Source organism: Natranaerobius thermophilus JW/NM-WN-LF (assembly GCF_000020005.1).
Lineage (GTDB): Bacteria > Bacillota > Natranaerobiia > Natranaerobiales > Natranaerobiaceae > Natranaerobius > Natranaerobius thermophilus.
This window is the reverse complement of the sequence record NC_010718.1, coordinates 439,523-466,039: the sequence shown is the minus strand read 5'-3', so window position 1 is coordinate 466,039 and position 26,517 is coordinate 439,523. Positions and strand designations below refer to the sequence as shown.

22 protein-coding genes are annotated in these 26,517 nt (G+C 36.2%); 4 read left to right on the top strand and 18 right to left on the bottom strand.

The features are described from left to right. Positions 1–36: 36 nt before the first annotated feature. The 8 genes from NTHER_RS02350 to proS all read right to left on the bottom strand — a co-directional run bounded on the left by NTHER_RS02350 (position 37) and on the right by proS (position 9,765). Entirely contained in the window at positions 37–822 is a 786-nt protein-coding gene (locus NTHER_RS02350) for a nuclease-related domain-containing protein (protein ID WP_012446925.1), read from the bottom strand. A 33-nt stretch (positions 823–855) separates the two neighbouring features. Next, entirely contained in the window at positions 856–1,635 is a 780-nt protein-coding gene (locus tag NTHER_RS02345) for an MBL fold metallo-hydrolase (RefSeq protein ID WP_012446924.1), read from the bottom strand. A gap of 4 nt (positions 1,636–1,639) precedes the next feature. Then, on the bottom strand, positions 1,640–3,886 hold the full coding sequence (locus NTHER_RS02340; protein ID WP_012446923.1) for a transglutaminase-like domain-containing protein: 2,247 nt from the start codon (positions 3,884–3,886) through the stop codon (positions 1,640–1,642). Further along, positions 3,883–5,160 carry a DUF58 domain-containing protein gene (locus NTHER_RS02335; RefSeq protein WP_012446922.1) on the bottom strand — a complete coding sequence of 426 codons (1,278 nt, stop codon included), beginning with the start codon at positions 5,158–5,160 and terminating at the stop codon, positions 3,883–3,885. Before NTHER_RS02335 ends, NTHER_RS02340 begins: the two co-directional genes overlap by 4 nt. 5 nt (positions 5,161–5,165) lie before the next feature. Further along, the gene (locus NTHER_RS02330) at positions 5,166–6,116 is read right to left on the bottom strand and encodes an AAA family ATPase (protein WP_012446921.1); all 951 of its coding nucleotides are present in this window, start codon (positions 6,114–6,116) and stop codon (positions 5,166–5,168) included. Positions 6,117–6,191: 75 nt separating this feature from the next. Then, complete coding sequence (locus NTHER_RS02325) at positions 6,192–7,439, bottom strand: DUF401 family protein (protein ID WP_012446920.1); 1,248 nt, start codon at positions 7,437–7,439, stop codon at positions 6,192–6,194. A 119-nt stretch (positions 7,440–7,558) separates the two neighbouring features. Further along, complete coding sequence (locus NTHER_RS02320) at positions 7,559–8,164, bottom strand: 5-formyltetrahydrofolate cyclo-ligase (protein ID WP_012446919.1); 606 nt, start codon at positions 8,162–8,164, stop codon at positions 7,559–7,561. A 149-nt stretch (positions 8,165–8,313) separates the two neighbouring features. Next, entirely contained in the window at positions 8,314–9,765 is a 1,452-nt protein-coding gene (proS, locus tag NTHER_RS02315) for a proline--tRNA ligase (protein WP_012446918.1), read from the bottom strand. A 492-nt stretch (positions 9,766–10,257) separates the two neighbouring features. Here proS and NTHER_RS02310 point away from each other — a divergent pair, with 492 nt between their 5' ends. Then, positions 10,258–11,406, top strand: a complete 1,149-nt coding sequence (locus NTHER_RS02310; RefSeq protein WP_012446917.1) for a polysaccharide deacetylase family protein — start codon at positions 10,258–10,260, stop codon at positions 11,404–11,406. An 85-nt stretch (positions 11,407–11,491) separates the two neighbouring features. Here the strand turns inward: NTHER_RS02310 and NTHER_RS02305 are convergent, their stop codons facing one another. Beyond that, complete coding sequence (locus NTHER_RS02305; RefSeq protein WP_012446916.1) at positions 11,492–12,772, bottom strand: ATP-grasp domain-containing protein; 1,281 nt, start codon at positions 12,770–12,772, stop codon at positions 11,492–11,494. 111 nt (positions 12,773–12,883) lie between these two features. After that, positions 12,884–14,149, bottom strand: a complete 1,266-nt coding sequence (locus NTHER_RS02300; protein WP_012446915.1) for a metal-dependent hydrolase family protein — start codon at positions 14,147–14,149, stop codon at positions 12,884–12,886. 227 nt (positions 14,150–14,376) lie between these two features. Between NTHER_RS02300 and NTHER_RS02295 the strand changes: the two genes are divergently transcribed. Continuing rightward, positions 14,377–15,627 (top strand): Gfo/Idh/MocA family protein, encoded by a 1,251-nt coding sequence (locus tag NTHER_RS02295; RefSeq protein WP_012446914.1) that lies wholly within the window; start codon positions 14,377–14,379, stop codon positions 15,625–15,627. 5 nt (positions 15,628–15,632) lie between these two features. On the opposite strand, the gene NTHER_RS02290 is transcribed toward NTHER_RS02295, so the two are convergent. Further along, positions 15,633–16,529, bottom strand: coding sequence for a diacylglycerol/lipid kinase family protein (locus NTHER_RS02290; RefSeq protein WP_012446913.1), 897 nt, complete (start codon positions 16,527–16,529; stop codon positions 15,633–15,635). Positions 16,530–16,619: 90 nt separating this feature from the next. Here NTHER_RS02290 and NTHER_RS02285 point away from each other — a divergent pair, with 90 nt between their 5' ends. Next, complete coding sequence (locus NTHER_RS02285; protein WP_012446912.1) at positions 16,620–16,865, top strand: hypothetical protein; 246 nt, start codon at positions 16,620–16,622, stop codon at positions 16,863–16,865. A 56-nt stretch (positions 16,866–16,921) separates the two neighbouring features. On the opposite strand, the gene NTHER_RS02280 is transcribed toward NTHER_RS02285, so the two are convergent. Continuing rightward, entirely contained in the window at positions 16,922–17,560 is a 639-nt protein-coding gene (locus tag NTHER_RS02280) for a cyclodeaminase/cyclohydrolase family protein (RefSeq protein ID WP_012446911.1), read from the bottom strand. A 168-nt stretch (positions 17,561–17,728) separates the two neighbouring features. Between NTHER_RS02280 and NTHER_RS02275 the strand changes: the two genes are divergently transcribed. Further along, entirely contained in the window at positions 17,729–19,099 is a 1,371-nt protein-coding gene (locus NTHER_RS02275; RefSeq protein WP_012446910.1) for an FAD-dependent oxidoreductase, read from the top strand. Position 19,100: 1 nt separating this feature from the next. Here NTHER_RS02275 and NTHER_RS02270 read toward each other — a convergent pair whose 3' ends face one another. From NTHER_RS02270 to NTHER_RS02245, 6 genes are all read right to left on the bottom strand, one after another. Further along, the gene (locus tag NTHER_RS02270) at positions 19,101–20,720 is read right to left on the bottom strand and encodes an amidohydrolase (RefSeq protein ID WP_012446909.1); all 1,620 of its coding nucleotides are present in this window, start codon (positions 20,718–20,720) and stop codon (positions 19,101–19,103) included. 3 nt (positions 20,721–20,723) lie between these two features. Further along, entirely contained in the window at positions 20,724–21,464 is a 741-nt protein-coding gene (locus tag NTHER_RS02265; RefSeq protein WP_052291931.1) for a YczE/YyaS/YitT family protein, read from the bottom strand. 85 nt (positions 21,465–21,549) lie between these two features. Next, positions 21,550–22,707 (bottom strand): MFS transporter, encoded by a 1,158-nt coding sequence (locus tag NTHER_RS02260; RefSeq protein ID WP_012446907.1) that lies wholly within the window; start codon positions 22,705–22,707, stop codon positions 21,550–21,552. Between the two features lie 133 nt (positions 22,708–22,840). Beyond that, on the bottom strand, positions 22,841–23,743 hold the full coding sequence (locus NTHER_RS02255) for an ABC transporter permease (RefSeq protein WP_012446906.1): 903 nt from the start codon (positions 23,741–23,743) through the stop codon (positions 22,841–22,843). Beyond that, a complete protein-coding gene (locus NTHER_RS02250) occupies positions 23,743–24,918 on the bottom strand; it encodes an ABC transporter permease (RefSeq protein WP_012446905.1) in 1,176 nt (391 codons plus the stop codon). Before NTHER_RS02250 ends, NTHER_RS02255 begins: the two co-directional genes overlap by 1 nt. Then, entirely contained in the window at positions 24,915–26,447 is a 1,533-nt protein-coding gene (locus NTHER_RS02245; RefSeq protein ID WP_012446904.1) for an ABC transporter ATP-binding protein, read from the bottom strand. The genes NTHER_RS02250 and NTHER_RS02245 overlap by 4 nt, the downstream gene beginning before the upstream one ends. Positions 26,448–26,517: the final 70 nt, after the last annotated feature.

Below are 26,517 nucleotides of genomic sequence, written 5' to 3'. Positions count from 1 at the left end.
ACACTGGCCCGACCGCAGGTCATTGTGGGCTCTTTTTTATGTTCGTTTATTTTTTTGATTAGCTAAATCAATTAAGTTGTCAACCAAACAATTTAGCCTGCTGATATCACTTAAATGGTCTAATTTTTCTAAACTATCGATATACTCTATTAATTCATCATGATATAATACAGGAAATTCTTCACCACATCCTCGATTTGACAGCAAACAACTGTTTCTTGGAAAGACCAAGACCCCTTGCACGGGTAGTTCTCCCATTTCGGCTTCTGATAATAAACTCTTAAACTCCGCCACATTTCTCTCCAATTGTTTTAATGGATTTTTCATAGGTTTTTTAATAGCATCAGGGTTATTCAAAGGTGCCCGCAACCATTTATAATGACAAGGATGAACAAATAGTTTTCCTCCCAAATGTTTTGTCTCAACTATCACAAAACCCGCTGGACCAACAATAATATGATCTATTTCACAGGGCGAATTATTAAAAAAATAAAAGTTATTTATTAAGTAATAGCTGTCAGATAATTGCTCCTTAAGATGTTCTCTTACTAATTTTTCACCTGCTACACCCTTTTCAAGAGCTGTTATCTTTTCTGTAAGTCTAAATATTTGCTGTTCAAGCTTGTCCAGTTCAGTTTTATCATAGCATATATTCTCTTGTATTTGTCGCTTTTTTGATTTGTTAAAAGTTATTATTTTTAACAGTTGTTTCTTTAAAAGTCTACTTTTTAACTGCTTGAAGTTACTTTGTGTTTTTTTTAACTCCTCATTATATTTGTAAACCCGATTCAGATTACTTTGTTTAAAATCAATGATTTCCATAAAATCACTTCCCCAGAAAAAATGGACAGAAAATCATACTAAATATGACGTTCCTTCTACAGCCAGAGAAGTATTAGGATGTATCTGTTTAGATTCCCGCAATAGCTTTCTCAAATCAGCCCTTGGATGGAAATGCGATATCACCATATGCTTTACCTGGGCCTCTTTGGCTAAACTGGCGGCATCTCTTGCACTCATATGTCTCTTTTCTGGTTCTTTTTTCCATTCTTCTTCTAGGCTTGCTTCAGTTAGCAGCAAATCCGCTCCTTTTGACAAGTTAATAATGTCTGCAGTTGAGTTATCTTCAATAGTTTCGTTGTCATAAGCATTATCCCCTGTATACACAAAAGCTTTTTCTTTGTATTCAACACGGTAAGCCGCACAATATAAAAAATGGTTTGTGACAGACCAAGAAATTTTTTTATCTTCTATAATAATATCTTCTCCCTCAGCTAAAAACTTAATATCAAAGCCAGGATATTCTTCTAATTCAGCCACTGTATCTTGGGGGTAAGGGGGAGTGTATACCGGCAATTTGCTTGTTACTTCCCCTCTGCTTTGCAGGTCTTCATAGGCATGTCGCAGTGCTATTAAGTCTGCAACATGATCACTGTGATGATGAGTTATAAATAAAGCGGATAATTGAGATAGATCCAGATAGTTCTGCAAATTACTCAAAACCCCATTACCACAATCAAATAAAAAGTTATCCTCCCCCGCTGTTAGTAGATAACCTGAACAGTTACTATTTTTAGCAGGAAAGGGAGCATATCTACCCAATACTCTAAGCATAAAAGCTTTGGTCATTTTCATGTAATCACACTCCTGTTAGTTTAGACAATAATAATTTAATACCAAGCCTAATAATTCCTATAGAAAATCTCAACAGTCCAACCCTAGATAAATAAACTTTTGCAGTTTTTAGAGGTAGTTTATTTAGTTCCGTTTCTTTAAATCTTTTACTTATTACTATATCACTATTAGAAGAATAATAACTGATTTCGTAATATCTTTTCAAATCATCCATATCTTTTGCTAACTCGGGAATCTCGACCTGGTACTGGGAAATAATTTTAGCTGGGGTTTCATCAGGTTTAGGTTCTTTATAGTATAGTTTTCTCAAAAGTATCATCTTTTCATACAAATCTATAGGATCTTTAACTTGGGAAAGATTAGTTATTACGACTAATGTACCACCGCCTAAGATTGCCACCGGAATTATAAACAAGGAAAACCAGAGTGGTTCAACAAAAACAGGCTGTTTTTCTCTAGGTTGGACAATTTCATCCTCATCTTTTTCAGATTCTGTGTCCTCTAGATGTTCTTCTTGATCTATTAAACCAGTAGTAATTTCATAAGGTTGAGTTGATTCAAAAACAACCCACCCGTAACCATCCAAAAATACTTCTACCCAAGCATGGGCATGATTGCTTTGTGCTAACATGCGATCAGTTTCAATTGTATCTGCTATTTCGGCATCTATCAAATCTTCATCTTCCGGATAGAGAGGAACTCTATATCCTTCTACATATCTCGTAGGAACATCTTGTACCCTTAGCAAAACAGCCATGGCAGAGGCAAAATAAGTACAATAACCTTTTTCATGCTCAAATAAAAATTTATCTACGAAGTCTTCTTTAGGCGGATGTTCCGGCATATCAGTTTCGTATGAATATTCCGTGCTTAAATAGTTCTCAACAAGCCGAGCTTTTTCCAAATTATTTTCAGCTTCTTCCGTAATTTCATTAGAAAGTTGTTTAACTCGCTCTGGTAAGTGTTCTGGAAGTTGAATATATGGAAAAAGGTTTACAATGCTTTTTTCAAGTTCCTCTTGAGGTTCAATATTATCCAGATTTACATCACTGATTATTTTCCCTTTCAGTTTGTAATCACCCTTAAATTTCCCTTCGGAATAAGTCATGTTCCCATAACTATCTATCTCTAAGTTATAATATTCCTGCTCTTTTCCAAGCTCTACATTGTTAGTCGGAAATAAACCAAAAATGTCTTGTTCACCTTGTTTATAAGACACAGTTACTTCCAGTTCTTCTTGATAAACATCTACATATCGAAAAGCTTCCTCCAAGTCTTCACTATCCTCAGATTGAACCGCATCCCATGAAGAACCATCGTAATAATCATTCCCCTGTCCTCTTAAGTATAAGGCTATAGGAAATGACCCTGATTCTAAAATTATTTCAGCTACAATATCGGTAGAAGTAGTTAGGGCTCCACCCAAATCACCACCTGGCTGATAACCTACTTCCCGCTCGACTTCCGTATCCTCGGTTTTTTCAACATTTTTTTCATCTTCTAATTGTTCCTCTTCTTCCCCCTCACCTACTGTTATTTCGCCATTGGTTTCGGCACTTCGTAGTTCCTGCAAAAAGGGAAAATATGTTTCAACAAAGCGATAACCAGTTTCAAAAGTAACTGGACCCATATCTTTTGGAAATGCAGCTACTACTAATGATGTAATCAGACCCAAAATTAAAATTCCAATCTTATAAGACAATTTAGCATAGGAATATGATTTAGTTCTCAAATGAAATAGGGCTGAAGTGGGAACAGCCAATAATAAAAATAAAATCAATTCTTGTTCGGCCCTTGGATAATGTTGAAACCATAAACCTATATAAGCAAGTGAACCAACTATCACCAGGTGAAAATTCGTCTTTCCTCTATTAATAAAAATCAGCTGTATTAACATTAATCCAAACAATACCAAAACACTAATCCCTGTAGCAACTGAAGTTCCAGCAATTCCATGGTTAATCCAAACTGCTGTTTCTGTTAAAAAATCTCCCCCTACCTGGATAAACAACTCTCTGATGGGGTCTGAAAAATACACCATTATGCATATAAACGAGATAGCTACTAAAATACTTATTCCACTGACTTTAGGAAAATAAAACACCATCAAAGCAATAGCTCCAGCAACTACTAGCCATGTCCATTGAGGAGAATATCCAAAAAAGTCAACAAAGGATGAAACCAAAAAGCAATTAGTAATTAGTAATAAGATAAACTCTAAGTATCCACCGCCTTCACCGCTCTTGGTCAAGAGGTGAACACCTCCTTAATTGCAACTTGACCCCTGTAATAGTTCAATTGATAAGCAGGAATTGTTAAATCTTTTATATCAATATTTTTGCCTTTCTGGTCTATTAGCAAAGTTATCTGTGTCCCACCGGAAGCCAGTGTTTTTAATCCCTGCTTATAATGCCTATCTAAATAAGGGGTCAACCACAAGATCTTGTTACCTTTCATAGTTTGAGAAGTCCTCTGGAAGTAGCTAGGCAGGTTTTCGCTGGTATTTCTTTTTAAATCGGTAAACAATTTTCGGGCCAATTGCCACTGATTTCTGCCTGAAGAGGGCGGTAAATATCTTAAATTATCATCAATAGTTAGAATCCCCAGTTGAATGTTGTTATCAGAAAAATATTTCACTACTGATAAGGCTTTTTCCAATAACAGATCCTGTTGTTCCCGCGAATAGTAATACTTTTTTGAAAATTCAACGCATAATAATAACCGCTCATCACCAGTATTTTCAATCCTTTTTACATACAACTCCCCTTGCCGGGCCGAAACTTTCCAGTTAATTAATTTGAGTGGATCTCCTGATACAAAGGGTCGTAAGTCATGGACTTCCATGTAATCCATGGGCTGAAAAAAAGTATTTTTTTTCCTAGTAATTCCCTGGGGATCACTACCGCTAGCATCGAATTGACCTATAAAAGACAACAAGCGGGGTTGTACGGTAACTAATTCTTTTTCATCAAACTTTTTCTCCACCAAAAAGACACTAAAAGGAGAAAAAATTCTAATTTTCATAGGTCCTATATAAAACTTTCCTCTAGTATAACACTTCACATCAAATACACGTTGCCACCCCCCTAGTGGATTAATATCAGTAACTTCAACCCAACTATCAACTTGCCTATCATTGAAGAAAAATTGAAATATTCTGGTATGATTATCATCTTGTTTCTGATCTTGATCAAATAGCTTTTGGTTTGCGCCCGACATATCACGATAACTCCAGTTATTTGTTAATAATTCACCATAGGGAAAAGGTAGAAAAGATTCGTTAAAGAGCCTTATTTTAATACTGGTAGACTCTTTCCTGATCATGACCTGATCCTTCAATTCTATATCTAGTTCCAAATTCCAAGCAGTATATAAGAGCCAAGCTAGGGAACCCCCCAACCATAATACTATAAACCAAAATAAAATCCAATAAACCGATACACCAGATATAAATGCTAAAATCAACACTGGTACAGGAATAAAAAACACTTGTTTTTTTATAAATCTTACCTTAAATTCTTCCACTTAAATCACCTAAACCTTCCGGTATTACCAGGCACCCTAACTTTATTAATTATATCTTGTATAACCTCCTCGTTTTCTAATCTTTCCAACAGGGCTGCTTGATTTATTACAAGTCTATGACTATAAACTGGATAAATCATCTCTTGAATATCATCGGGAAGAACAAAATTACGGCCTGCAAGACAAGCAGTTGCTTTGGCAGATTTGATTAAGTGTAAAGTTCCTCTGGGGCTAATTCCCAATTCAATTTGTTGATGCTCTCTACTTTCACGAGATAACTCAGTTGCATATTCTAATATACTGTCATCAACGTAAACCTGCTCAATTTCTCGTTGAATTTTTAATAACTCTTCAGGATTCATGATATTTTCAACATAATTTAATGGCTCATAATAAGTAAATTTATTTAAAAGACTTTTTTCTTCATGCTTTGGCGGATATCCTAAAGTAAGCTTCATGGCAAAACGGTCAAGTTGAGATTCGGGCAAGGGAAATGTGCCTTCATACTCTTGTGGGTTTTGAGTTGCCAATACAAAAAACGGTTCAGTCAGATAACGAGTGGTCCCATCTACTGTAACTTGTTGCTCTTCCATGGCTTCAAGAAGAGCTGATTGGGTTTTAGGTGAGGTTCTATTAATTTCATCAGCCAGTAAAATTTGGGTGAATATAGGGCCTGCTTGAAAGTCCCATTCACCAGTTTTATTATTGTAAACTGTTACTCCTGTGATATCTGCCGGAAGTAGATCCGGGGTACATTGTACTCTTCTGAATCGAAAACCAATGGCTTTAGCCAGACCCTTTACTAGTGTGGTTTTTCCTACTCCAGGCACATCTTCAAATAAGATGTGCCCATTAGAGGAAATACCAATAACCAGTTGTCTAATTATTTCCCGTTTCCCCAGAATGGCCTGAGACAAGCTATCAATTAAATTTTCCAGTTTATCAGAGGAATCCATGTAAAAACTCCTTTTAAAAATGGTGGCAGAAGCAATCCTTTATTAATGTAGTTCTGCACTTATAACATAATTCCTTTAAAAAAGTTGCCAGAAAAAAGCTGTTAAGCCTGCTCCAAGAAGCATCATAAGAATCAATGGCACTACATGTAAATACATTCTAAAAAAGGCTACCTCAAAATATTCACGCGTTAATATTAAACACAAATGCATAGGTGATATCAAATAACCAGTTACACCACCGGCAAATAACAATCCCATAAGTGGAACGTATTCAGCGGCAGGAAAGAGAGGGCTTAACACAGGATAGATAATACCAACTCCCGCAATATGATTTGCAGTTAAAAATCCCGTCACAAAAGTAGCAGCCAAAATTAAAATTTCTAAACTAACTCCCAAGGATACCATCCAATTTGCAATCAAATTTATAGCACCCGAAGCTTCAACAAAATCTTTAAATACCATAATTCCAATTATTGCAAGAACCATATTAAAGTTCATTCCTGCTTTTACATATTTAAAACGATTCCTGATTTGTTCCATTATATATTGTTGACCTTCTTTAGTTTCCAAATAATTTATAAAAGCCAAAATAGTTCCTAAAAGTAGTGCAATTGGCAAGTATATATCAAAAAACATTGCCATAAATACTGCTACTAGAATAGGTGAAATGCTTCTGATAAAACTGGTAAAATCACGAATTCGTGAACTACTACTGGAATCAGATTTTTGTTTGTAATCAGTAACACCATAAAAAAGATAATAAAAGCTGACTAGGAAAACTATTATTACTATTGGTAAATTAAACAGTAAAAATTGATGCATTTCTATATCTCCCATTTCTGTTACTAAAATCAACGTTGGATAAAGGGGAAATACAAAATACCATAAATGACGGAAAACAATATTAGCTGCACATAACTTTTCCCGGGAAATATTTATCTTGTCACCAGCTTTCTCAACCATAGGAGCTGACAATACCGCTCCACCTGGTACTGTTAGTAAACCAATTAATGAGGGAAGGAGTACTATCAAGATCCTAATATCTTTAATCAGTCCTCCTAATTTATTCAACATAATATCCAAGCTACCAGTTTCTTTAAGTAAGCTACCTAAAATGCCGATTAAAAACACAATTAATACCAATTTTATAGTCATATCATCCTTGATAGCAGCTAGCAAAGTTCCTCTCACTGTACTTAAAGGCATTTTAGCCATGATAGCAATTACCGCAGATGCTATTAACATTGAAGCTCCTATGGGCACTCTTCTGTAAGTTAGTGACATAATTACGACAAGTCCTAATAAAACACCGGCTACTTCCAAAATCCTTCACCCCTTCTCTAGGCGTGATACTGTAAAATTTTATAAGTGAAATTGAAATTTTACAGCTAACAACATTCAACTTTAAAACAGCCTTACTTTAATGCTACAAAATAATTGACTTATTCTCTTTGCCCTGGAAACGATTTATTAATAAATCGAGTTTGTTTTTCCGTTATGATTGCATGTACTGGCTTATCCCATGAATCGCGTGGAAGTTTTTCAAAAATCTGAAATTCATAAGCCAGGGCTATATTTTTTGTGCTAGGTGCTAAACTATTAATAAATTTATCATAATATCCGCCACCAAAACCCAGGCGATACCCAGACTCATCAAAGGCTACTCCCGGTACTATTACAATATCGATATCAGAAATAGAGACTGATTTTGTAAGCTCAGTTACAGGTTCAGGAATGCCATAAGAACCTGGTTGTAAATCTCTATCTAAATCATTTATTCTTACAGGCTCCATCTCATTAGTCTGTTTAAAAGTTCTGGGAACACAGATACCTACACCTTTGTCTAGTCCATATTTAATTAATGGGTAAGTGTCTACTTCTCCTTTTGTAGCTATGTAAGTCATTATCATAGCTATGTCATCAGTTAAAAATTTAGTTATTAAAGTATTAATAATTTTATCACTGGCAGATCTGCGAAATTTTTCTGTTATACTTTTTCTTTTGGAAGTCATTTGTTTTCTTAACTTTGCTTTAACTTCTTTTCCCAAATTATCACCCCTTCAAATAATATAGTATAAAGTTAAAAAAAGGGGAAGCCCTTATTATATTTAGTAGGACTTCCCCATCATCACTGTTTTAAAATCCCTAAGATCATAGTTATTAGTTATTAAGTCTATTAGTTATCAAGTGTTTTGACTTAATATGCCCTGGCAAAAAACACTTCCTTATTATCGTCATTATGATAGCCACATGCGATACAGCTACCCCCTGTTTCAGCCTCAAAAGGAATAACTCTTATTGTGGCTTTGGTATCATCTTTAACCTTTTCTTCACATGCTTGATTTCCACACCAATAAGCCTTAATCATTCCTCGTTTTTGTTCCAGAATTTGTCCTAGTTCATCTAAACTCGAAGCTGTATGGGTATTTTCTTCTAAAAAGTTCTTAGCTGTTTGAAGCATTTTGTTTTGAATATCCTCAATTAATTCCTCAAGTTTATCTATTAGTTCATCACGTTTAACAAACATTTTTTCATCTGTATCCCGTCTTACAAGGACAACTTGATCTTTTTCTATGTCTTTAGGTCCAATTTCAAGCCTGATAGGTACTCCTTTCATTTCCCATTCATTGAATTTCCAACCAGGAGTATGTTCTTCTCTGTTATCTAATTTAACTCGGAATTTATCTTTAAGCTCTTGATATAGTTTATCGCTTTCTTCCAATACCTGTTCACGCTGTTTTTTAGGTGTAATTGGAACCATTACCAGCTGGTGTGGTGCTACTTTTGGTGGAATTTTTAGGCCACGGTTATCACCATGTACCATAATCAATGCACCTATTAACCTGGTTGAAACACCCCATGAAGTCTGCCAAACATATTTCCGCTCATCATCCTGATCTAAGAAGGTGATATCGAATACCTTAGCAAAGTGTTGACCCAAATTGTGACTGGTACCGGCTTGTAAAGCTCTACCATCTGACATCAAGGCCTCAATACAGAAAGTTCGCAGAGCTCCAGCAAACTTTTCTTTTTCCGATTTCAAGCCATTTAACACAGGAATTGCCATGTCATTTTCAACAAAATCCTTATATACATCAAGCATTTGTAAAGCTTCTTCTTCAGCGTCTTCTTCAGTTCTATGGGCGGTATGTCCTTCTTGCCATAGGAATTCAGAAGTTCTCAAGAAAGGTTTTGTGGATTTTTCCCAGCGAACCACATTGGCCCACTGATTTATTAATACAGGCAGGTCTCTCCATGATTGAATCCAATCGCTGTACATTTCACCAAACATAGCTTCCGAAGTAGGCCTGACAGCTAAAGACTCTGATAGTTCTTCATCTCCACCTTTAGTAATCCAGGCAACTTCAGGAGCAAACCCTTCTACGTGATCTGCTTCCTTTTGTAGTAAAGATTCTGGAATAAATAACGGAAAATAAGCATTTTCGTGACCCGTCTCTTTGATTCTACGATCTAGGCCTTCCTTCATTTTTTCCCAAATTGCATAACCATAGGGTCTAATCACCATACAACCTTTTACAGGAGCGTAATCCACAAGTTTAGTCTTTTTAATCACATCCAGATACCACTGGGAATAGTCTTCAGATTGAGGGGTTATTTCTTTAACGAATTCCTCATTGTTTTTAGACATATGATCCCTCCTTAGTTTCAAAGTCTTATAAATTTAAACTTTGTTTCAGTTGATTGTTGATAACTTAGATTTAGAGTTATCAACTTCAGAATACTAACTCCATAAATTAAAAAAATCCCTCGCCCTCCAGGACGAAAGGATTTCTTCCGCGGTACCACCCGGTTTGGCCACAAGGGACCCTCTTAATTAATAACGGATTGACCCGCTCCCCAGTTTACTCGTTAGGACGGGTTCAAGGGACGAACAGGAAAGACTTCTCAGCTATTAGTCTTCTCTCTGTACCTGTCGAAAATCCTCTACTATTTCCCAACACTGAGGAGTATACCGATTATCACAAGATTTAAAAGTATTATAGCATAATTTTATAGTTACGGTCAATTTTAACAGATTATGATTTCAGCAGGTATTTAGACTCTTAACAGAGAATATTTTCATTGATATACAAGGCAATTCAAACTAAGATAAATTCCAAAAATAGGAGGCTTTTAACAGATGACTAAAAAAACTTTTCAAACCAAGTCATTTTCAAACTTATTAACAGTAATTTTCTGCTTAAGTATGATTACAGTACTGGCAATTCCTTTGATAGGATGTCAGGATGAAGAAACAAAATCTCCAAAGGAGTCACAAGAAGAAACAACAGAAAAAGATGAAAAATCTGAATCTGAAGATAATAAAGAAAAAGATGAATCACAAACAGATGAAAACGAGGAGAACCCTGAAGAAACCATAGACTTTCAAGAGGTTCAACCCAATGAACTGGGAGATGTGATGATTTTAATGTATCATCAAATTGGTGATGAAGAAGACACCTGGCAAAGAACTCGCGAAAATTTCAGAGAAGACCTGGAACGTTTATACGAAAAAGATTATCGACTGGTAAACTTAATGGATGTTGTTAACGGAAATATTGATCTGCCACCGGGAAAAACTCCGGTAGTATTAACATTTGACGATGCTTCAAAGGGACAATTTGGTTATATTGAGGAGGATGGTGAAAAAACCATCGACCCTGATACAGCTGTTGGAATTATCCTAGAAATGAAAGAAAAATACGATGATTTTACTATAGGAGGTACCTTTTACGTCAATTATATACCTGTCCCTTTCAGGGACAAGGAATTATACGAAGAAAAAATAGCTCATCTGGATGAGCTAGGATTTGAAATCGGAAACCATGGATATAATCATCTAAATCTTAAAGATTTAGATGCCCAGGAAATTCAAGAAGAATTGGGACGACCCCATAAAATTACCGAAAATATTATACCTGAATACCAGTTAGAAAGTTTAGCCTTGGCCTTCGGAGCTTGGCCTGGTCAAGATGATCTAAAAGAATTTGTATACTCAGGTGAATACGAAGATATTGAATACGAACATAATGCGGTTTTAAATGTCGGGGCAGAGCCAGCTAACTCCCCTTTCCATAAGGATTTTGATCCCCTGGATTTACCCAGGGTCAGGGCAGATCAAAAGCGCATGGACCAATGGTTATCATACTATGAAAACAACCCGGAAAAAAGATATGTGAGTGATGGCAATCCCGATACTATTACTATTCCTCAAGAACTGAAAGAAGAGTTAAATACGGATTTTAAAGATCACAAAGAACTAGAGATCCAAACTTATACTGTAGACTGATACACACAGAACTGATTCATAAATGTAGCCTAAATGTAATTAGATAAAAACAGCACCTGCTAAAAGCAGGTGCTGTTTTATTTCATTAATTGGCTTCTTTAAGTTCACTATCGAATTCATAACCTAATCTGGATTTTATGTCTCTGTATTTTTCCATTATTTCATCTCTAGAATTACCAGGGACATCAATGATAGCGTATCTAAAGCTTTCTAGGTTTTGTTTATAATCAGATAACTTGCTATTCGCATCAACCAAATTCTTAACTGTTACTTCGGGATACAATTCATTTATCTCTTTCAAGTTTCTTTCCATTGGAATTCTAACTATATTTCTATCTGCAAACTCTCTCAATTCAAAGTTGAAACAATACTTGTATCTTCTTTCAATATTTGTTTGTTCTTCATCAGGTTGTTTGCCTACTGCGAGATCACAAAGGGACTTAACTAAATTAACTCCCTCTACAGATTCAATCATTTTCGCAAATTGAAATGCCATTCTTGAATTAACTTCAATAATATATACCTGTTTTTTATCTTGATCAATTCTTAATTCTACATTGAAGAATGTATTATCCAAACCAAGTCCTTTTACTGCTTGTTCTACTACATTTTTTACTTTTGTATCTAGTTCTTCCGGTAGTTCATAGGGATATTCATGATGGCTGAAACTGATTTTCTCATCCCAAAAAGCCGCTTTAACTAAACCGTAAATTTTGACTTTCCCTTGAAAAATATATCCGTTAACAGTCACCTGTTCACCTGGTATGAGCTCCTCACAGATAAACTTATTACAAGTATCTAAGTTTTCCTGGTTTTTTAAATGAGAAGCTACATGGATTGCATCTAAATAGTATTTATTATAAGAAGTGAGCTCTTGAGTCCTGTCCTTAATAAGTTCTCTCAAATCATCATAAGAATTAAGTTTTTTACTGGAATAGGACATATTAGCCCTAACAGGTTTGACAAAATAGGGTGGTTTAATGGGGAATTCTTTTAAGAAGTATGAATCCAACCAAAATCTGGGTGTAGCCTCTGGGACATATTTTTGCTGTAGTTTTCTAGAAATATACTTGTTCTGGCAGTTAATCATACTTTCAACTGAAGTACACATTTTACCAGTCTTTTCAGCAATTACATTGGCAAATACACTTGTCATATCCCTTGTTCCTATAATTCCATGATATCTCTCAGGCTCCTGATTTAACAGTTCTATCATTTCTTCTAAATATTTTTGGGTACCCATTTGAAGTATTTTGTCTGAAGTTTCTGTTTCAACATTGTAGTTTTCAAGATACTTAATGTTTTCTTGTATAATTGGCACTTCTTTCTCCCCACATAGAATTAAAACATTAAATTTCTTGGACATATAATCACCTCCTTAGTGGATCTTCTGGCACCTTGTTGAGCCAAGTTCAAAGGATTTTAAAGCTATCCTTCCTGACCTTATTCAAGGTAATTATATACTAAGGAGCGATTATTATGCCGACTGGGATGAAATGCTGCTGTGTTTTCCGCTTCGTTGATCTTTGACTATCTCTCCATCTTTCATTACAAATCTAATATTATCTTTATCTGTTAATACATCTATATTTTCAGTTGGATCCCCGTCAACTGCTATAATATCTGCTTTCTTTTCCTGGGAGATAGTACCTAGTTCGTCTAATAAGCCACAAGCTTCAGCGGAATACTGAGTGGCACTTCTAATGGCCTCACCGGGACTCAGCAGCCCTTCACTTACAAGAACTTTTAATTCTTGAGCATTGTTTTCGTGATAATTATATGGAGTGCCCGCATCCGAGCCACAAGCTATTTTAACTCCAGTTTCAATAGCTCTATCGAGAGCTTCTAGTCGTGCTTCCCTTTTCTTTTTCAATTTATCCACTATGAATGAAGCTACACCACCCTCTTTACCATGTTTACTCATAAAGTAATCGGGAGCAAGAGTAGGTACTAAATAAACACCGTATTCTACCATTAATTCATGGGATTCATTATCGGCAAATGTTCCATGTTCTATGGTGTCAACTCCTGCTCTAACAGCGTTTTTAATTCCTTCGGCACCATGAGCATGAGCTGCTACTTTTTTATTCAGTTTTTTAGCTTCTCTAACTATAGCTTTAATTTCTTTTTCGTCAGGTTGAGTAGCTCCTGGAACCCCACCAGGGTTCATAATAGCTCCAGTTGCCATTAACTTTAGTAAATCTGCACCCATCTTTAGCTGTTCTCTGGCAGCCAGCTTAAAACCATCATAACCATCGGCTTCCCGATATAAACCGTAAAAGTACTCACTTCCTGGGCTGGTAATAGATAAGATTTTACCACTGGTTAAAATCCGGGGCCCGTTAATTATTCCCCGTCTAACAGCTTCTTTTACACTGATATCTATCCAGTTAACTGAACCACAATTTCTCACAGTAGTAAAACCTGAAAACAAGGTGTCCTCCATAGCTCTAGAGGCCCTAATCGACCTTAACTTGTCCTCAACGAAGTTTTCATCAAAGGTATCAGCCATCCCGTGTAAATCCAGATGAATATGACTATCTATCAATCCCGGTAACACAGTATGCCCACTCAGATCATAGTATTCGGCCTCAGGGTATTTTTTCTTTAGTTCTTCTCCAGGATTTTGGCTGTCCACATCTATATCTATAATCTCATTATCTTGTACAGCCACTGCACCCCTGGAAAAGACCTTGTTAGTTTCTCCAGTGAATACTTTGCCACAAGCTAGAATTTTAGTCATACAACCCCCTCCTTTATGCCTCATGCCAGAAATTTGGGAGTGTATTCCAAAGTAAATTTTAATAAGTTCAGCAAATTTTTTCAAGGATACTTTTAGACGTTGTATTTTTGTTTGTTTATTAACTTATGATAATATTGAATTGAACCAGTCATCACGCATTCTCATGACTTTACTCATGAGAGATTAATAAACGCTACCTAATCGAAAAAAGAGGAAGGAATGATTCAATGTCTTACAGCATAGCCTTAATTGGAGCAGGACACCGAGGAAAAGATATCTACGGCAAGTTTATAAAAAACCACTGTCCCCAATTAAAAATTACTGCAGTGGCTGAACCCAATTTATATAAAAGAAAACTAGTGGCTAGAGAACATCAAGTACCTTCACAAAATCAATTTCACTCCTATGATAAGCTACTATCTCAAAATAAACTTGCCGATGCTTTACTTATTACTACAATGGATCACGATCATTATAAGCCGGTTATGAAAGGTATTGACAGTGGATATAAAATTCTGGTGGAAAAGCCTATAGCACCCAATTTTCATGAATTTACAGATATTGTTAATAAAGCTTTTGCCACCAAGGCAGATATCTTAGTTGCCCATGTACTGCGATATACTCCTTTTTATCAAAAACTAAAGCAATTGCTGACAGATGGTACAATTGGAAAAATAAAAAGTATTCAACATATAGAAAATGTGGGTTATTTCCATTTCGCACATAGTTATGTAAGAGGTAATTGGCGCAATGAACAAGTTTCGGCACCACTGTTTTTAGCAAAAAGCTCCCACGACTTCGATTTGTTTTCATGGCTTTTAGATAGAAAAAGCTTAACGGTTTATGCTCAAGGAGAACAACAATATTTTACTAGGGAAAATTCGCCTGAGAAGGCAGGAAAGCGCTGTTTCAAATGTCAAGCTGAAAGTAACTGTCCTTATTCCGCCAGACATATCTATTTAGATAAACATCTACCCTGGCCTCAAGAAATAATTGATTCCATGCCACCTAGATATCAGCGCTATTTAGGAGTCCGGTTTACCAATCTGGGGAAATGCGTGTATCAATGTGATAATACTATGCCCGAAATTTTAACTGCATCTTTAAATTATGAAGACAATATCCAGGTCAGTTTTACCCTCACAGGTCTATCAAAAGAAATGAATAGAACAACCACTATCTTTGGAACTAAGGGAGAGCTAAGAGCAGATTTTGCTCATAGTCAAATACGACTAATGCCTTTCAGAGGTCAAGAAAAGACTTTTGAAGTAACTAAAAAAGCTGGAGCCCACGGAGGAGGAGATTTGGGGTTAATGGAACATTTTGATGGCTTTATTAAGGGAGGAAATCTATCGAAAGATGCTTCCACTCTAGAAGAATCCATAGAAAGCCATATTACAGCTTTTGCGGCAGAACAATCAAGAATTACTGGAAAAACTGTTGAAATAAATAACTTAAGGAGACAGTTAAAATATTAATTACTTTAATATTGACAATGCAAAAAGGGTAACTTCTGATTTAAAACCTGTACTTCCAAAGGAAAATCGGGTCCCTTTTCACCATCTACAACACAAACAACATCACTATCGGTTTTATTATCTAATTTAATTTTAAAAGTGTTTTTTTGTATATAAGTAACCCGATGATCATCCAGATGATCACCTCGTAATATTTTAGGGAATAAAGAGGCAAGGGATAATAAAGTTCTTGATTCCTTAATTACAACCAGATCCAATTTACCGTCTCTCAGAGAAGATTCAGGTGCTAGGCTTTTAAAGCCCCCGGCTCCTTTCCCGTTTAGTACAAGAAGCAAATAACCTTCAATTTCTTGACAATTAACCCCATCATCTATAAAAAATGTTATAGGTTTAAAATTAGGAATTTGCTTAATAGCTTCGAACCAATACGCCCACATGCCGATCCGTTGTTTCAAAGCTGAATCTGTTTTATAAGCTACATCAACAAAAATTCCCGCACCAAGAACATTAATAAAATAATTGTCATTGACTTTCCCCACATCTAAATAACAATATTCTTCCCTTTCCACAGCGGTTAAAATTTGCTCTATTTCTGGAGTACCCCCATATAACTGATAGGAAAAATCATTAGCTGTTCCAGAAGGATAGGGAATCAATACAGGCAATTTCTCATCAGCTAAAGGTGACAAATAACTTATCAATGTATTTAAAGTCCCATCACCGCCAAAAGATATTAGCCATCGAGTCTTTGTCAAATTATCCATCAGTTGTTCATAAAAATCTGTCTCAGTTAAGGCTATTGATTTAACTTGAAAATTTCTTTCTTTAATTTTCCTCGTCAAGTCCGATAAGTTTTGACTTTGGACATGACCAGCCTTGGGATTATAAACAATCAAAAACATATTTATTTTCCTCCTATTATCAAAATACAAGGTATATGATACAATTTTAGTGATTGATTCATAAAATAGGTAAACGAGGTGAATCTTAACATGGAATTTCTGATTATTGGATTAATTGTAATTGGTATTATAATATACTTTATTCGCCAAAAGAGCAGTGTAACCTCTAAAGAAAATCAACTTCGTAAAAAATGCAAAGCTTTGTTGAATTTACCTCCTGAAGAAGCAGATGACACTTTAGATCGTTTAATTGAAAGACAAAAAGAAAAACATCCCGGAAAATCTGAAGAATGGTATTTAGACAAAATTTTATATGACTTAGAAAAAGATAAATAATAAGGGAGCAGACTGGCTCGCTCCCTTATTAACATACCATGTATTCATCAGGATAGCTACATTTTTTCGTCGACCATACTCTGAATTTTTTCTTTCAACTGTTGACCTTCAGTAAGAAGTTTTTCCACCTCTTGCTCCACTTGCTTCTTGTAATTTTCATCTTTTAAATCACTCAAATTTATTTTTACATTGTAGATAGCACCTTCAATACCCGCATAAGCCATTAATGCTCCTACACCAACATCAGTTATTGCATTTGGATTCCCATTCCTAGCAAAGGCTTCCTGTAACTGCAAGACCTTCAAGCATTCCCTAGCAGTTTCTAAGGGAACCTCAAGAGCTGTTTGAGTTGCTTTTTGAAGAGCTTCCCTTCTCTTGGCTTTTTCCTCTTCAGTTTCTTTGGGCATTTTTACAGCAGCCATCACCTCATCAAAGGCTTCTTTATCCCTATCAATTAAATTATCCAAATTAGTTTTTATTTTTTGAACTTGTTCAAATTTTTCGTCTAATTCGCGTTGCTCTGCTTCATCCAAATTTCGATATCTCTTTTTTCCAATTGTTAAATTACCTACCATAGTGGTTAAACAACTTCCCAGGCTTCCAGCTAAGGCACTAACACTGCCTCCCCCCGGTGCTGGTTCTTTACTTGATAGCACCTCCAAAAACTCCTCCACTGTCTTTTCAGTTAAAGACATCCAAATCCCTCCTTATTAATAGCTCTATATAATAAATTATCATACCATATTTTGGTACGTCCATAATTTATGTTAAATAATAAAAGGACATTTTTATAGCAAAATAGAAATAGTTATTAGTTATTATCATTATTAATTATTTTAAAATATACTGAAGGAGGAATATTTGTGGCTAAAAAAGTTATTATCATTGGGGGAAATGCAGCGGGATTGAGTGCAGCCAGTCAAATTAAACGTCAAAATCCACACTGGGATACCATTGTCTTTGAAAGAACTGATGAAGTTTCCTATGCCAGTTGCGGCATTCCATATTATATTCAGGAACAGGTAACAGATTCTAGTAATTTATACGCTTTAAGTGCAAATAAACTTAAACAGGACAGGGGAATTGACCTTCGTCTTCATACAGAAATCATGAAAATTAACCCCGAGGATAATAAAGTTATATACAATTCGAAAGATTGTCAAAATAATCTTTTAGAAGAAAGCTATGATTATTTATTAATTGCTACAGGAACTTCTCCAGATTCCAAGGGAATAACTATAAATTCGGATAAAGTTTTTTCTGTTAAATACGTTGGAGATGGGGTTAGAATAAAAAATTATCTAAAACAACAAACTCCTAAAAAAGTTGCAGTAATAGGAGGCGGTTACATCGCCTTAGAAATGGCTGAATCTCTCAAAAATTTAGGTTTAGACACTTATTTTATTCACCGTAGAGATCAGCTGAATAGGGCTTTTATGCCAGATATATCTCAGGAAGCTTTACAAGTTTTAGAACAAAATAATGTCAATTTGCTTTTAAATACTGAGGTTACGAAAATTGAAGATAAATCGAATAATAAAGTTGCAGTTACTACAGAGAGTGGTAATTCGTTGGAATTTGATATGATCATAACTGCTATCGGAGTCCGTCCCAACACCAGTTTTTTGAAAGAATCAGGAATAGAGCTAGGCGTTAATGACACCATTAAAACTTCTAGATATATGCAAACTAATTATTCAAATATTTATGCTGCTGGGGATGTAGCCGAAACCGTAAATTTAGTCACCCAAAAGTCTGTTTTCTCACCTCTAGCACTAAAAGCAAATAAAGAAGGTAGTATTGCCGGTAGTAATATTGCAGCTGAGGCACATGTTGAAAAGTTTCCAGGTGTATTAAAGACTTCTATATTAAAACTTTTCAATACGGGAATAGCACGGACTGGTTTGACGGAAAATGAAGCTAATCAGGAAGGATTCAATGCAGAGACGATAGTAATAGATTCACCTAATAAACCGGGTTATTATCCCGGTAGTAGGAAGTTGAAAACAGTAATTGTGTTTGAATCTAAAACCGGCAAACTTCTGGGAGCTCAATTAATTGGTCCAATAGAAGATGCCAAAAAAATTGACACCTTTGCAGTCTTAACGCAAACAGGTGCCACAGTAGATGATATATATCATTTAGATTTGTCTTATGCACCACCCTTTTCCCCCGTATATGATCCCGTTGTTTTAGCGGGACGGGTAGCACGAAAGCAATCACAAAAGTCTTAATTTACTTGACTATTTTGCCGTTAATAAAGACTTTATTTACAGAAAGGGAATCAAGTTCTTGGGGAGGAGTGCTATAAGGATCCTCCTCCAGGACCACCATATCTGCACAATAACCAGGTGCTAGCTTTCCTTTGACCTGTTCCTCAAAGGTGGCATAAGCAGAATTTACAGTATACATCTTAAGGGCTTCAAAAACTGACACTTTTTCCCAGGGATGCCATCCTCCACAGGGATTATTATTAGCGTCTTGTCTGGTAACTGCTGCCTTAATTCCTAGTCTCGGGTCAAAAGGTTCAACAGGACAGTCTGAACTCCCAGATACATTGATCCCCTTATCCAACATAGTTTTCCAGGCATAGGTGTTAATACTGCGAGCAAAGCCTAGGCGCTCTTCTAATAGTCCATAATCACTTCCAACAAAATCAGGTTGAGCATCTACTGAAATGTTTTGACGAGCAATTCGATTAATCAGATCCAAATCTGTCAATTGACAATGAATTATTCGATGACGATAATCTCCACCAAATTTAGCCTGGATTTTATCAATGGAGTCTAAAAATAGCTCAATAGCGTAATCACCAATACCATGACATGCAATTTGTAAATGATGACGTGCTGCACAATCCAAGAGGGAATCAAGACTTTCCGGAGTATAGGTTACAATACCGAAATTTTCTTGATCGCCTAAATAGGGTTGTCTAAGTGCTGCAGTCTTTCCTCCAAGAGAACCATCTAATAAAACTTTTAAAGGACCAAAATTTAAATAATCTGTAACTGAACTTTGGAAATAAGGACTATACTTTTGTATAAAAGTAGTTATTTCTTCTTCAGAAGATAATTGAAGTTGTAAATTCACCTTTACGGGGAGTTCTCCTTTTTCCGCCAGGGAAAGGTAAGCATTCATAATCATATCTTCGCCACCTGGAATCGCCTTTAAATCATCAGATTGGACAGAAGTCAAACCCTTATCAATAAAAGCTTCCCCAGCCAACTTGATATATTTCTCCAGGTCTTTTTCCGAATAAGAAGGTAGGATATGTGATAACAAGTTTTGGGCATTTTCTGCCAAAACTCCATTAGGTTTCCCATCTTGGTCTAAATAAACTTTCCCACCCTCAATTTTCTCGTTATCTTCAGCGGTGATCCCTGCTAAATCCAACGCATAGCTATTTACTCCACTTACATGAGTACACTTTCGCTTCACTATCACTGGATGACATTGTGAAATTTGATCCAATATCTCTCGAGTAGGGAAATCTTTTTCTTGTAAATTTTCTTCATCAAATCCCTGTCCGATTACCCATTCATGTTTTGGAATATTGTTATTGTCTATATAATTTTGAACTTTAGCAATTAATTCTCTGAATGAACTGACATCACTTAAATCTACAGTTGAAAGAGCCATCCCATAACTAAGAAGATGTAAGTGACTATCATTCAAACCAGGTAAAACCGTCTGACCACCTAAGTCCATTTCCTGGACACTATTATTGGAAGCTAAATTATCATCTCTAGTACCTAGTTGAGCTATTTTTCCGTTTTTTAACAATATTTGCTCTGCATAAGGTACAGATTCGTCCATGGTATACACACGACAATTCTTTAAAAGGATTTCACTCATTTTTTAACCTCCATAGCTTGTTTTTTCTGAAGAAGAGGAAGATGAAGATTTCCTCCTTCTCAACTCATTGAGTAGTTCAACCAAATTCTGATGTCTAACCTTTTTAGCATTATACCCCCCTATCTTAAAGGCTAATTGTACAGAAAAACCAATAGTAAGTGCTATAATTACTGTGCCAATCCCCACAGGTCCTCCCAAAAAATAGCCAATAATCAAGACAGTAGTCTCAATAATACCTCTAATTAACCAAACAGGTTTGTTGGTATGCTTAACTATTCCTACCATCAAACCATCCCTGGGGCCAGCACCCAACTGGACTCTTAAATAACAATAAGTCGCCCACCCTATGGCCTGAATCCCTAGTATTAACATAATAAATTGAAGTAACAGGTTTTCAGGAGTAAAAAATATACCAAAACCGTCTATTATATCTACAAATAAACCAATAAAATACATATTAAAAATACTTCCAAGACCGGGTTTTTCACCTAAGAAATAGGAAATAACCAGTAGCATAACTCCCGTCACCTGCATTACCTGGCCCAGTGTCAGAGGGATATGATGGCTAACCCCCTTATGAAAAACGTCCCAAGGACCCATTCCCAGGTCAGCATAAAGTGTCAGTAATATTCCTATTGCAAATAATACGAACCCAAGAAATAACATGGGCATTTTTTTAAGCAGTTTTTTAAATGCGGGATCTTTTATGATATTTTGACAACCACTTATTTTCTCAGTTTTCATACAAATCAAAGCCTTCCTTTTTAAGGTTCTTATATATAAATTATTTCGAGTGTAGAAACTTTATAATATTATACTAAATGAATATCTAATTTGAAAAGGAGTATTTTCGCATCAAGATTACTCCCAAAACTACAGTCACAAAACCTACAAATACAAAAGATATACTATAATCGATCATCGCTACCAATATCCCAAAGATAAAAGAACCCATGGCAATTGATATATCTATGGCACTCTCTTGGATGCTTAGAGCTGTAGCTCGTAGCTGCTCTCCAGAAACTTCAATCGTCCATGTAAACAGAGCAGTTATTCCGCCTCCAAAACCAAAGCCAGCAATCAAGCTACTTAGCAAGAAGAAAATTTCATTATAAGGAAGCAGGGCAAAGATAAATAAACCTAGTCCCATTAAGGTAAGAAATGGCCATGGCACTTTACTTCTTCCCCAATTATCTGTTAGATATCCTGATAACACATTTGCTATAATTCCAGCAATTCCAAAGATAGTGAAGTAAAGTCCGGGGTTGGCTATTTCAGTTACTTTTTCAGTGTACACAGACGCAAAAGTCTGTAAAATACCAAGGGAACAGGCAATGATTCCAGTTCCTAAAAAAATAACTCGAGCATTTTCCATTTGGAAAGCATTCTTAAATCTATCAATAAATGTTGTATCAACATTTCCTTCGGATCCCTGGGATGAAATTGTTGGTATTTCTATGAAGCATGCGATAACAAGAGCAAGCAAACCAATTATAGCTCCTAAAGTGAACCAAGCCTGGTAGTTAAAGCTATTGATTGTTGAAATGGCAATCCAGGGACCCAGTAACAGGGCTAAAGTATTTATTAAGCGATATCCACCCATATAAACACCACTTTTACCTGGAGGAGCCATGTCACCAACTAGAGAACCTCCAGTTGAGAAAAATGCAGCTAATCCTATAGATTGGAATATCCTGATACCATAAATATGCCACAAATTATTGCTGATCAAAAATAGAGCTGAAGCTCCTGAAAAAGCTAGTATACCTATAAACAAAGGGAGCCGCCGCCCTTTTACATCGGCCAAAGGACCGAAGTAACCTCTAAACAAGATAGCCGATATATAAAACAATGCATTTTGAAAACCAACATGAAATTCACTGCCATTTAAATCTATGACATAAAGAGGAATTACTACTACAAATGAAAAGAAATTAATAAAAACCAATAATGCTACTACTAGTAAGAGGATAAAATTCTTAGTCACTAACAGAGCGCCTCCTTTCTGCGTAAAAATAACTATAAGCCACACTATGTGGCTTATAGTTATTTTTAGGGAAAGATCTAACTTTTACCTTAACTCTTACCACAGACTCAATCAAGTCTATTGTAGATTCAAGTTATTTACCACCTTTATAGTATGGTTTACCAACGGCCCTCGGTGGTGTAGCCCGACCAATAAGCCCTGCCAAGACGATTATTGTTACTACATAAGGAATAGCTCCAATTAGTTCAGAAGGAATGTATGGAATGTCCACCCTAATAGCAATAGCATCAGCAAAACCGAATAATAGGGCAGCACCTAAAGCTCCAAAGGGATTCCACTTACCAAAAATCATGGCAGCTAAAGCGATGAAACCACGACCAGCAGTCATTTCACGTACAAAAGAACCTGTTACACCCAAAGAAAGATGTGCACCAGCTAAACCGGCTAAGGCACCGCTAATAACAACACAGATAAATCGCCACATGTTTACATTAACACCTAAAGTATCTGCAGCTTCAGGATGTTCTCCAATTGCTCGAATTCTGAGCCCCCAGGGAGTCTTAAAAAACAAAATCCAAGTTATAGGAACTAAAATTAATGCAAAGTAAGTTGTGGGCGGAAAACGAATTACATCGAACAGTACCCAGGCTGGAAATCTTGGTACACCTGGTGAAGTACCGGAAACTTCAAAAATTACCTGTAATAAAAATAAGGTGATTCCAGTAGCAAAAATATTTATACCTGTAGCACTTATAATTTGGTCTGCTTTAAATTGTACAGATACTAAAGCGTGAAGAGCTGCTAGCAACATGCCGGCTATAATACCGTAAATCATACCAATCCACGGACTACCGGTAAGGGCAGTACCATAAACAGCTGCAAATGCGCCAAACAACATCATACCTTCTAAAGCAATATTAATAACACCCGATCGCTCGGAAAAAATCCCACCTAGCGCCGCTAGTAGAAGGGGTGTGGCAAGTCTAAAACTGGCAATTAATATGGGAATATTAAAAATTTCACCTAATAATTCCATTATTTAGCCTCCCCTTTAGCTTTTCTTCTGGCAATGAATATCTTAAACATCTGGAAACTTGCTACAAAGAATATCACTAGAGCCTGAATAATTATTACAATTTCCCTTGGAACACCTGCAAACTGCATTTGCAGTCCTCCCTGAGAAAGAGCACCAAATAGTAATCCCCCTAGGATAACACCTACAGGATGGTTTCTACCTAATAATGCCACGGCAATTCCCGTAAAACCATGGCCGGCATCCATACCCTCCACAAAACTTTGATGGGTCCCAAGGGTTTCACTTATTCCTGCCAAGCCTGCAATGCCACCACTGATTAACATGGCAACTACAATTTTCTGAGACACGTTTATACCACCGTATTCGGCAGCAGGGGAGTTTAATCCAACTGCCCTGATCTCATAACCCAATGTGGTTTTCCAGAGTATATACCAGACTATTACAGCAACAATTAAAGCAATTAAAAAGCCACTGTGTAAATTTATACTAGTATGGTCAAAGAAATTAACAAATGGTAAATGCTGTAAAATAGGGTGTTCAGGCATTTGATTAAATTGGAATAGTTCAGCGGTTTCCTGAACATAAGGAGTAGCCTGACGGCCTCCTTCTCTAAAACGGTTTATACCATAGTAAATAGTAATGTGAATGGCAATGTGGTTTAGCATAATGGTATTTATAACTTCATGAACCCCTAGTTTAGCTTTTAATATACCGGGTATACCTGCCCAAATACCCCCTGCCAACATTCCAGCTAAGACCGTCAGTGGCAAATGTATTATTGTGGGAAGACCTTCAAAGTAAAATCCGACTAAACCAGCAATAAATCCACCCATTAATAGCTGCCCTTCGGCACCTATATTGAATAGGCCTGTCCTAAAAGAAAAAGCTACAGCCAGTCCTGTTAAAATTAATGGCGTAGATCGGTGTAAAGTTCCCATGAAATTCGTAAATGAACCAAAGGCTCCGTCAAATAAGGCATAGTAAGCATCTATTGGTGATTGTTCCGCAATTAAAATAAATATAACTCCTACTAATAAAGCAACCAATATCGATGCCAGGGACATAATTAGTTCAGATGCGGTAGAACGGACATTCTGACTAGACATGACAGCGCCTCTAACTTTTTCCATAGCATTATTAACACTTTCGTTAATTTTATTTTTCGGCTGCGTCATTTAGAAGCCTCCTTCTCTAAATTAGACCCCGTCATCAATGCTCCTAACTGATATTCATCAACTTCTTCTGAATTAACTACATCTACAATACTACCATCATAGATGACAGCTATTCTGTCACTGAGAGACATAATTTCATTTAAATCTGCCGAAACAACTAAAATTGCTTTTCCTTGATCCCTCTGCTCTATTAAGTTTTGATGAATGAACTCAATGGCTCCTATGTCAACACCCCTGGTTGGCTGTGACGCAATTAATAGTTCAGGTTCTTGTGAAAACTCTCGTGCAATTATCACTTTTTGCTGATTACCACCAGAAAGGGACCTGGCTTGGACATGATAGCCTGGGGTGCGAACATCATATTCTGAAATTAATTCTTTTGTATAGTCAATTATATGATTGTAGTTCATTCTATAATTAGAAGCAAAAGGTTTTTGATAATGATAACCTAAAATCATATTTTCTGCTAAGTCAAAATCCAGAACTAAACCTCTTTTTTGCCGGTCTTCAGGAATATGGCCTATTTTGTGTTCTTTTATTTGACGAGGAGTCAAACCAGTTATATCTTGTCCACTGAAAAAAATATTACCATTTGTAGCTTGTCTAAGGCCAGTTAAAACCTCAATCAGTTCTGTTTGTCCATTTCCTTCAACACCAGCTATTCCTAGAATTTCTCCTCCTCTCACATCCAAGGAGATATCCTTTACAATGGGCACTCCACGACTGTCTTTGGCTGATAATCCATCTACCTTTAAAACAACATCCTTCGGTTTGGCCACGTCTTTATCAACTCGTAATAAAACTTCTCTTCCAACCATCATTTTGGCTACTTCTTCCTTTGATACTGTTGAAGTTTCAACAGTACCCACTGATTGACCATTTCGCAAAACAGTTAATCTATCTGAGATTTCTTTAACTTCTCCTAATTTGTGAGTAATAAATATGATGGTTTTCCCCTGTTCTTTCAATGACCGAAAAATCTCAAAAAGTTCTTCGATTTCTTGTGGAGTGAGTACAGCAGTAGGTTCATCAAAAATTAATAATTCAGCGCCCCTATACAAAATTTTAACTATTTCTACTCTCTGCTGCATACCAACTGAAACATTTTCTATCCTAGAATTAGGATCAACTCTTAACCCGTATTTGTCGGAAATTTCTTGCACTTCTTTCGTGGCTGACTTTTTGTCAATAAACAGTGTATTTTTCCTGGGTTCACTCCCAAGGATAATGTTCTCCACTACAGTTAAGGGGTCTACAAGTTTAAAGTGCTGATGTACCATTCCGATACCCAGTTCAATTGCTTTCATAGGATCATTAAGATCCACTTTTTCACCATTATAAAGAATATCTCCTTCATCTGGAGCATAAAGGCCGTAAAGGATGTTCATTAAAGTTGACTTCCCTGCACCATTCTCACCTACAAGGGCATGGATTTCCCCCTTACGAACCTGCAAATTAACATTATCGTTGGCTTTAACCCCAGGGAAAACTTTTGTGATATTGCGCATTTCTAAAATATTCTCAGCCATGGAAATTTTCAATCCTCCTTTAGGCCTTCTCATTTCTTATGAAAATGGCTGTATTAAAGTTGAATATTAA

Bases quoted from the DNA above. Each gene is read 5' to 3' on its own strand.
- NTHER_RS02350 (WP_012446925.1), bottom strand. From the start codon at position 822: ATGGAAATCATTGATTTTAAACAAAGTAATCTGAATCGGGTTTACAAA.
- NTHER_RS02345 (WP_012446924.1), bottom strand. From the start codon at position 1,635: ATGAAAATGACCAAAGCTTTTATGCTTAGAGTATTGGGTAGATATGCT.
- NTHER_RS02330 (WP_012446921.1), bottom strand. From the start codon at position 6,116: ATGGATTCCTCTGATAAACTGGAAAATTTAATTGATAGCTTGTCTCAG.
- proS (WP_012446918.1), bottom strand. From the start codon at position 9,765: ATGTCTAAAAACAATGAGGAATTCGTTAAAGAAATAACCCCTCAATCT.
- NTHER_RS02310 (WP_012446917.1), top strand. From the start codon at position 10,258: ATGACTAAAAAAACTTTTCAAACCAAGTCATTTTCAAACTTATTAACA.
- NTHER_RS02305 (WP_012446916.1), bottom strand. From the start codon at position 12,772: ATGTCCAAGAAATTTAATGTTTTAATTCTATGTGGGGAGAAAGAAGTG.
- NTHER_RS02300 (WP_012446915.1), bottom strand. From the start codon at position 14,149: ATGACTAAAATTCTAGCTTGTGGCAAAGTATTCACTGGAGAAACTAAC.
- NTHER_RS02295 (WP_012446914.1), top strand. From the start codon at position 14,377: ATGTCTTACAGCATAGCCTTAATTGGAGCAGGACACCGAGGAAAAGAT.
- NTHER_RS02290 (WP_012446913.1), bottom strand. From the start codon at position 16,529: ATGTTTTTGATTGTTTATAATCCCAAGGCTGGTCATGTCCAAAGTCAA.
- NTHER_RS02285 (WP_012446912.1), top strand. From the start codon at position 16,620: ATGGAATTTCTGATTATTGGATTAATTGTAATTGGTATTATAATATAC.
- NTHER_RS02280 (WP_012446911.1), bottom strand. From the start codon at position 17,560: ATGTCTTTAACTGAAAAGACAGTGGAGGAGTTTTTGGAGGTGCTATCA.
- NTHER_RS02270 (WP_012446909.1), bottom strand. From the start codon at position 20,720: ATGAGTGAAATCCTTTTAAAGAATTGTCGTGTGTATACCATGGACGAA.
- NTHER_RS02265 (WP_052291931.1), bottom strand. From the start codon at position 21,464: ATGAAAACTGAGAAAATAAGTGGTTGTCAAAATATCATAAAAGATCCC.
- NTHER_RS02255 (WP_012446906.1), bottom strand. From the start codon at position 23,743: ATGGAATTATTAGGTGAAATTTTTAATATTCCCATATTAATTGCCAGT.
- NTHER_RS02250 (WP_012446905.1), bottom strand. From the start codon at position 24,918: ATGACGCAGCCGAAAAATAAAATTAACGAAAGTGTTAATAATGCTATG.
- NTHER_RS02245 (WP_012446904.1), bottom strand. From the start codon at position 26,447: ATGGCTGAGAATATTTTAGAAATGCGCAATATCACAAAAGTTTTCCCT.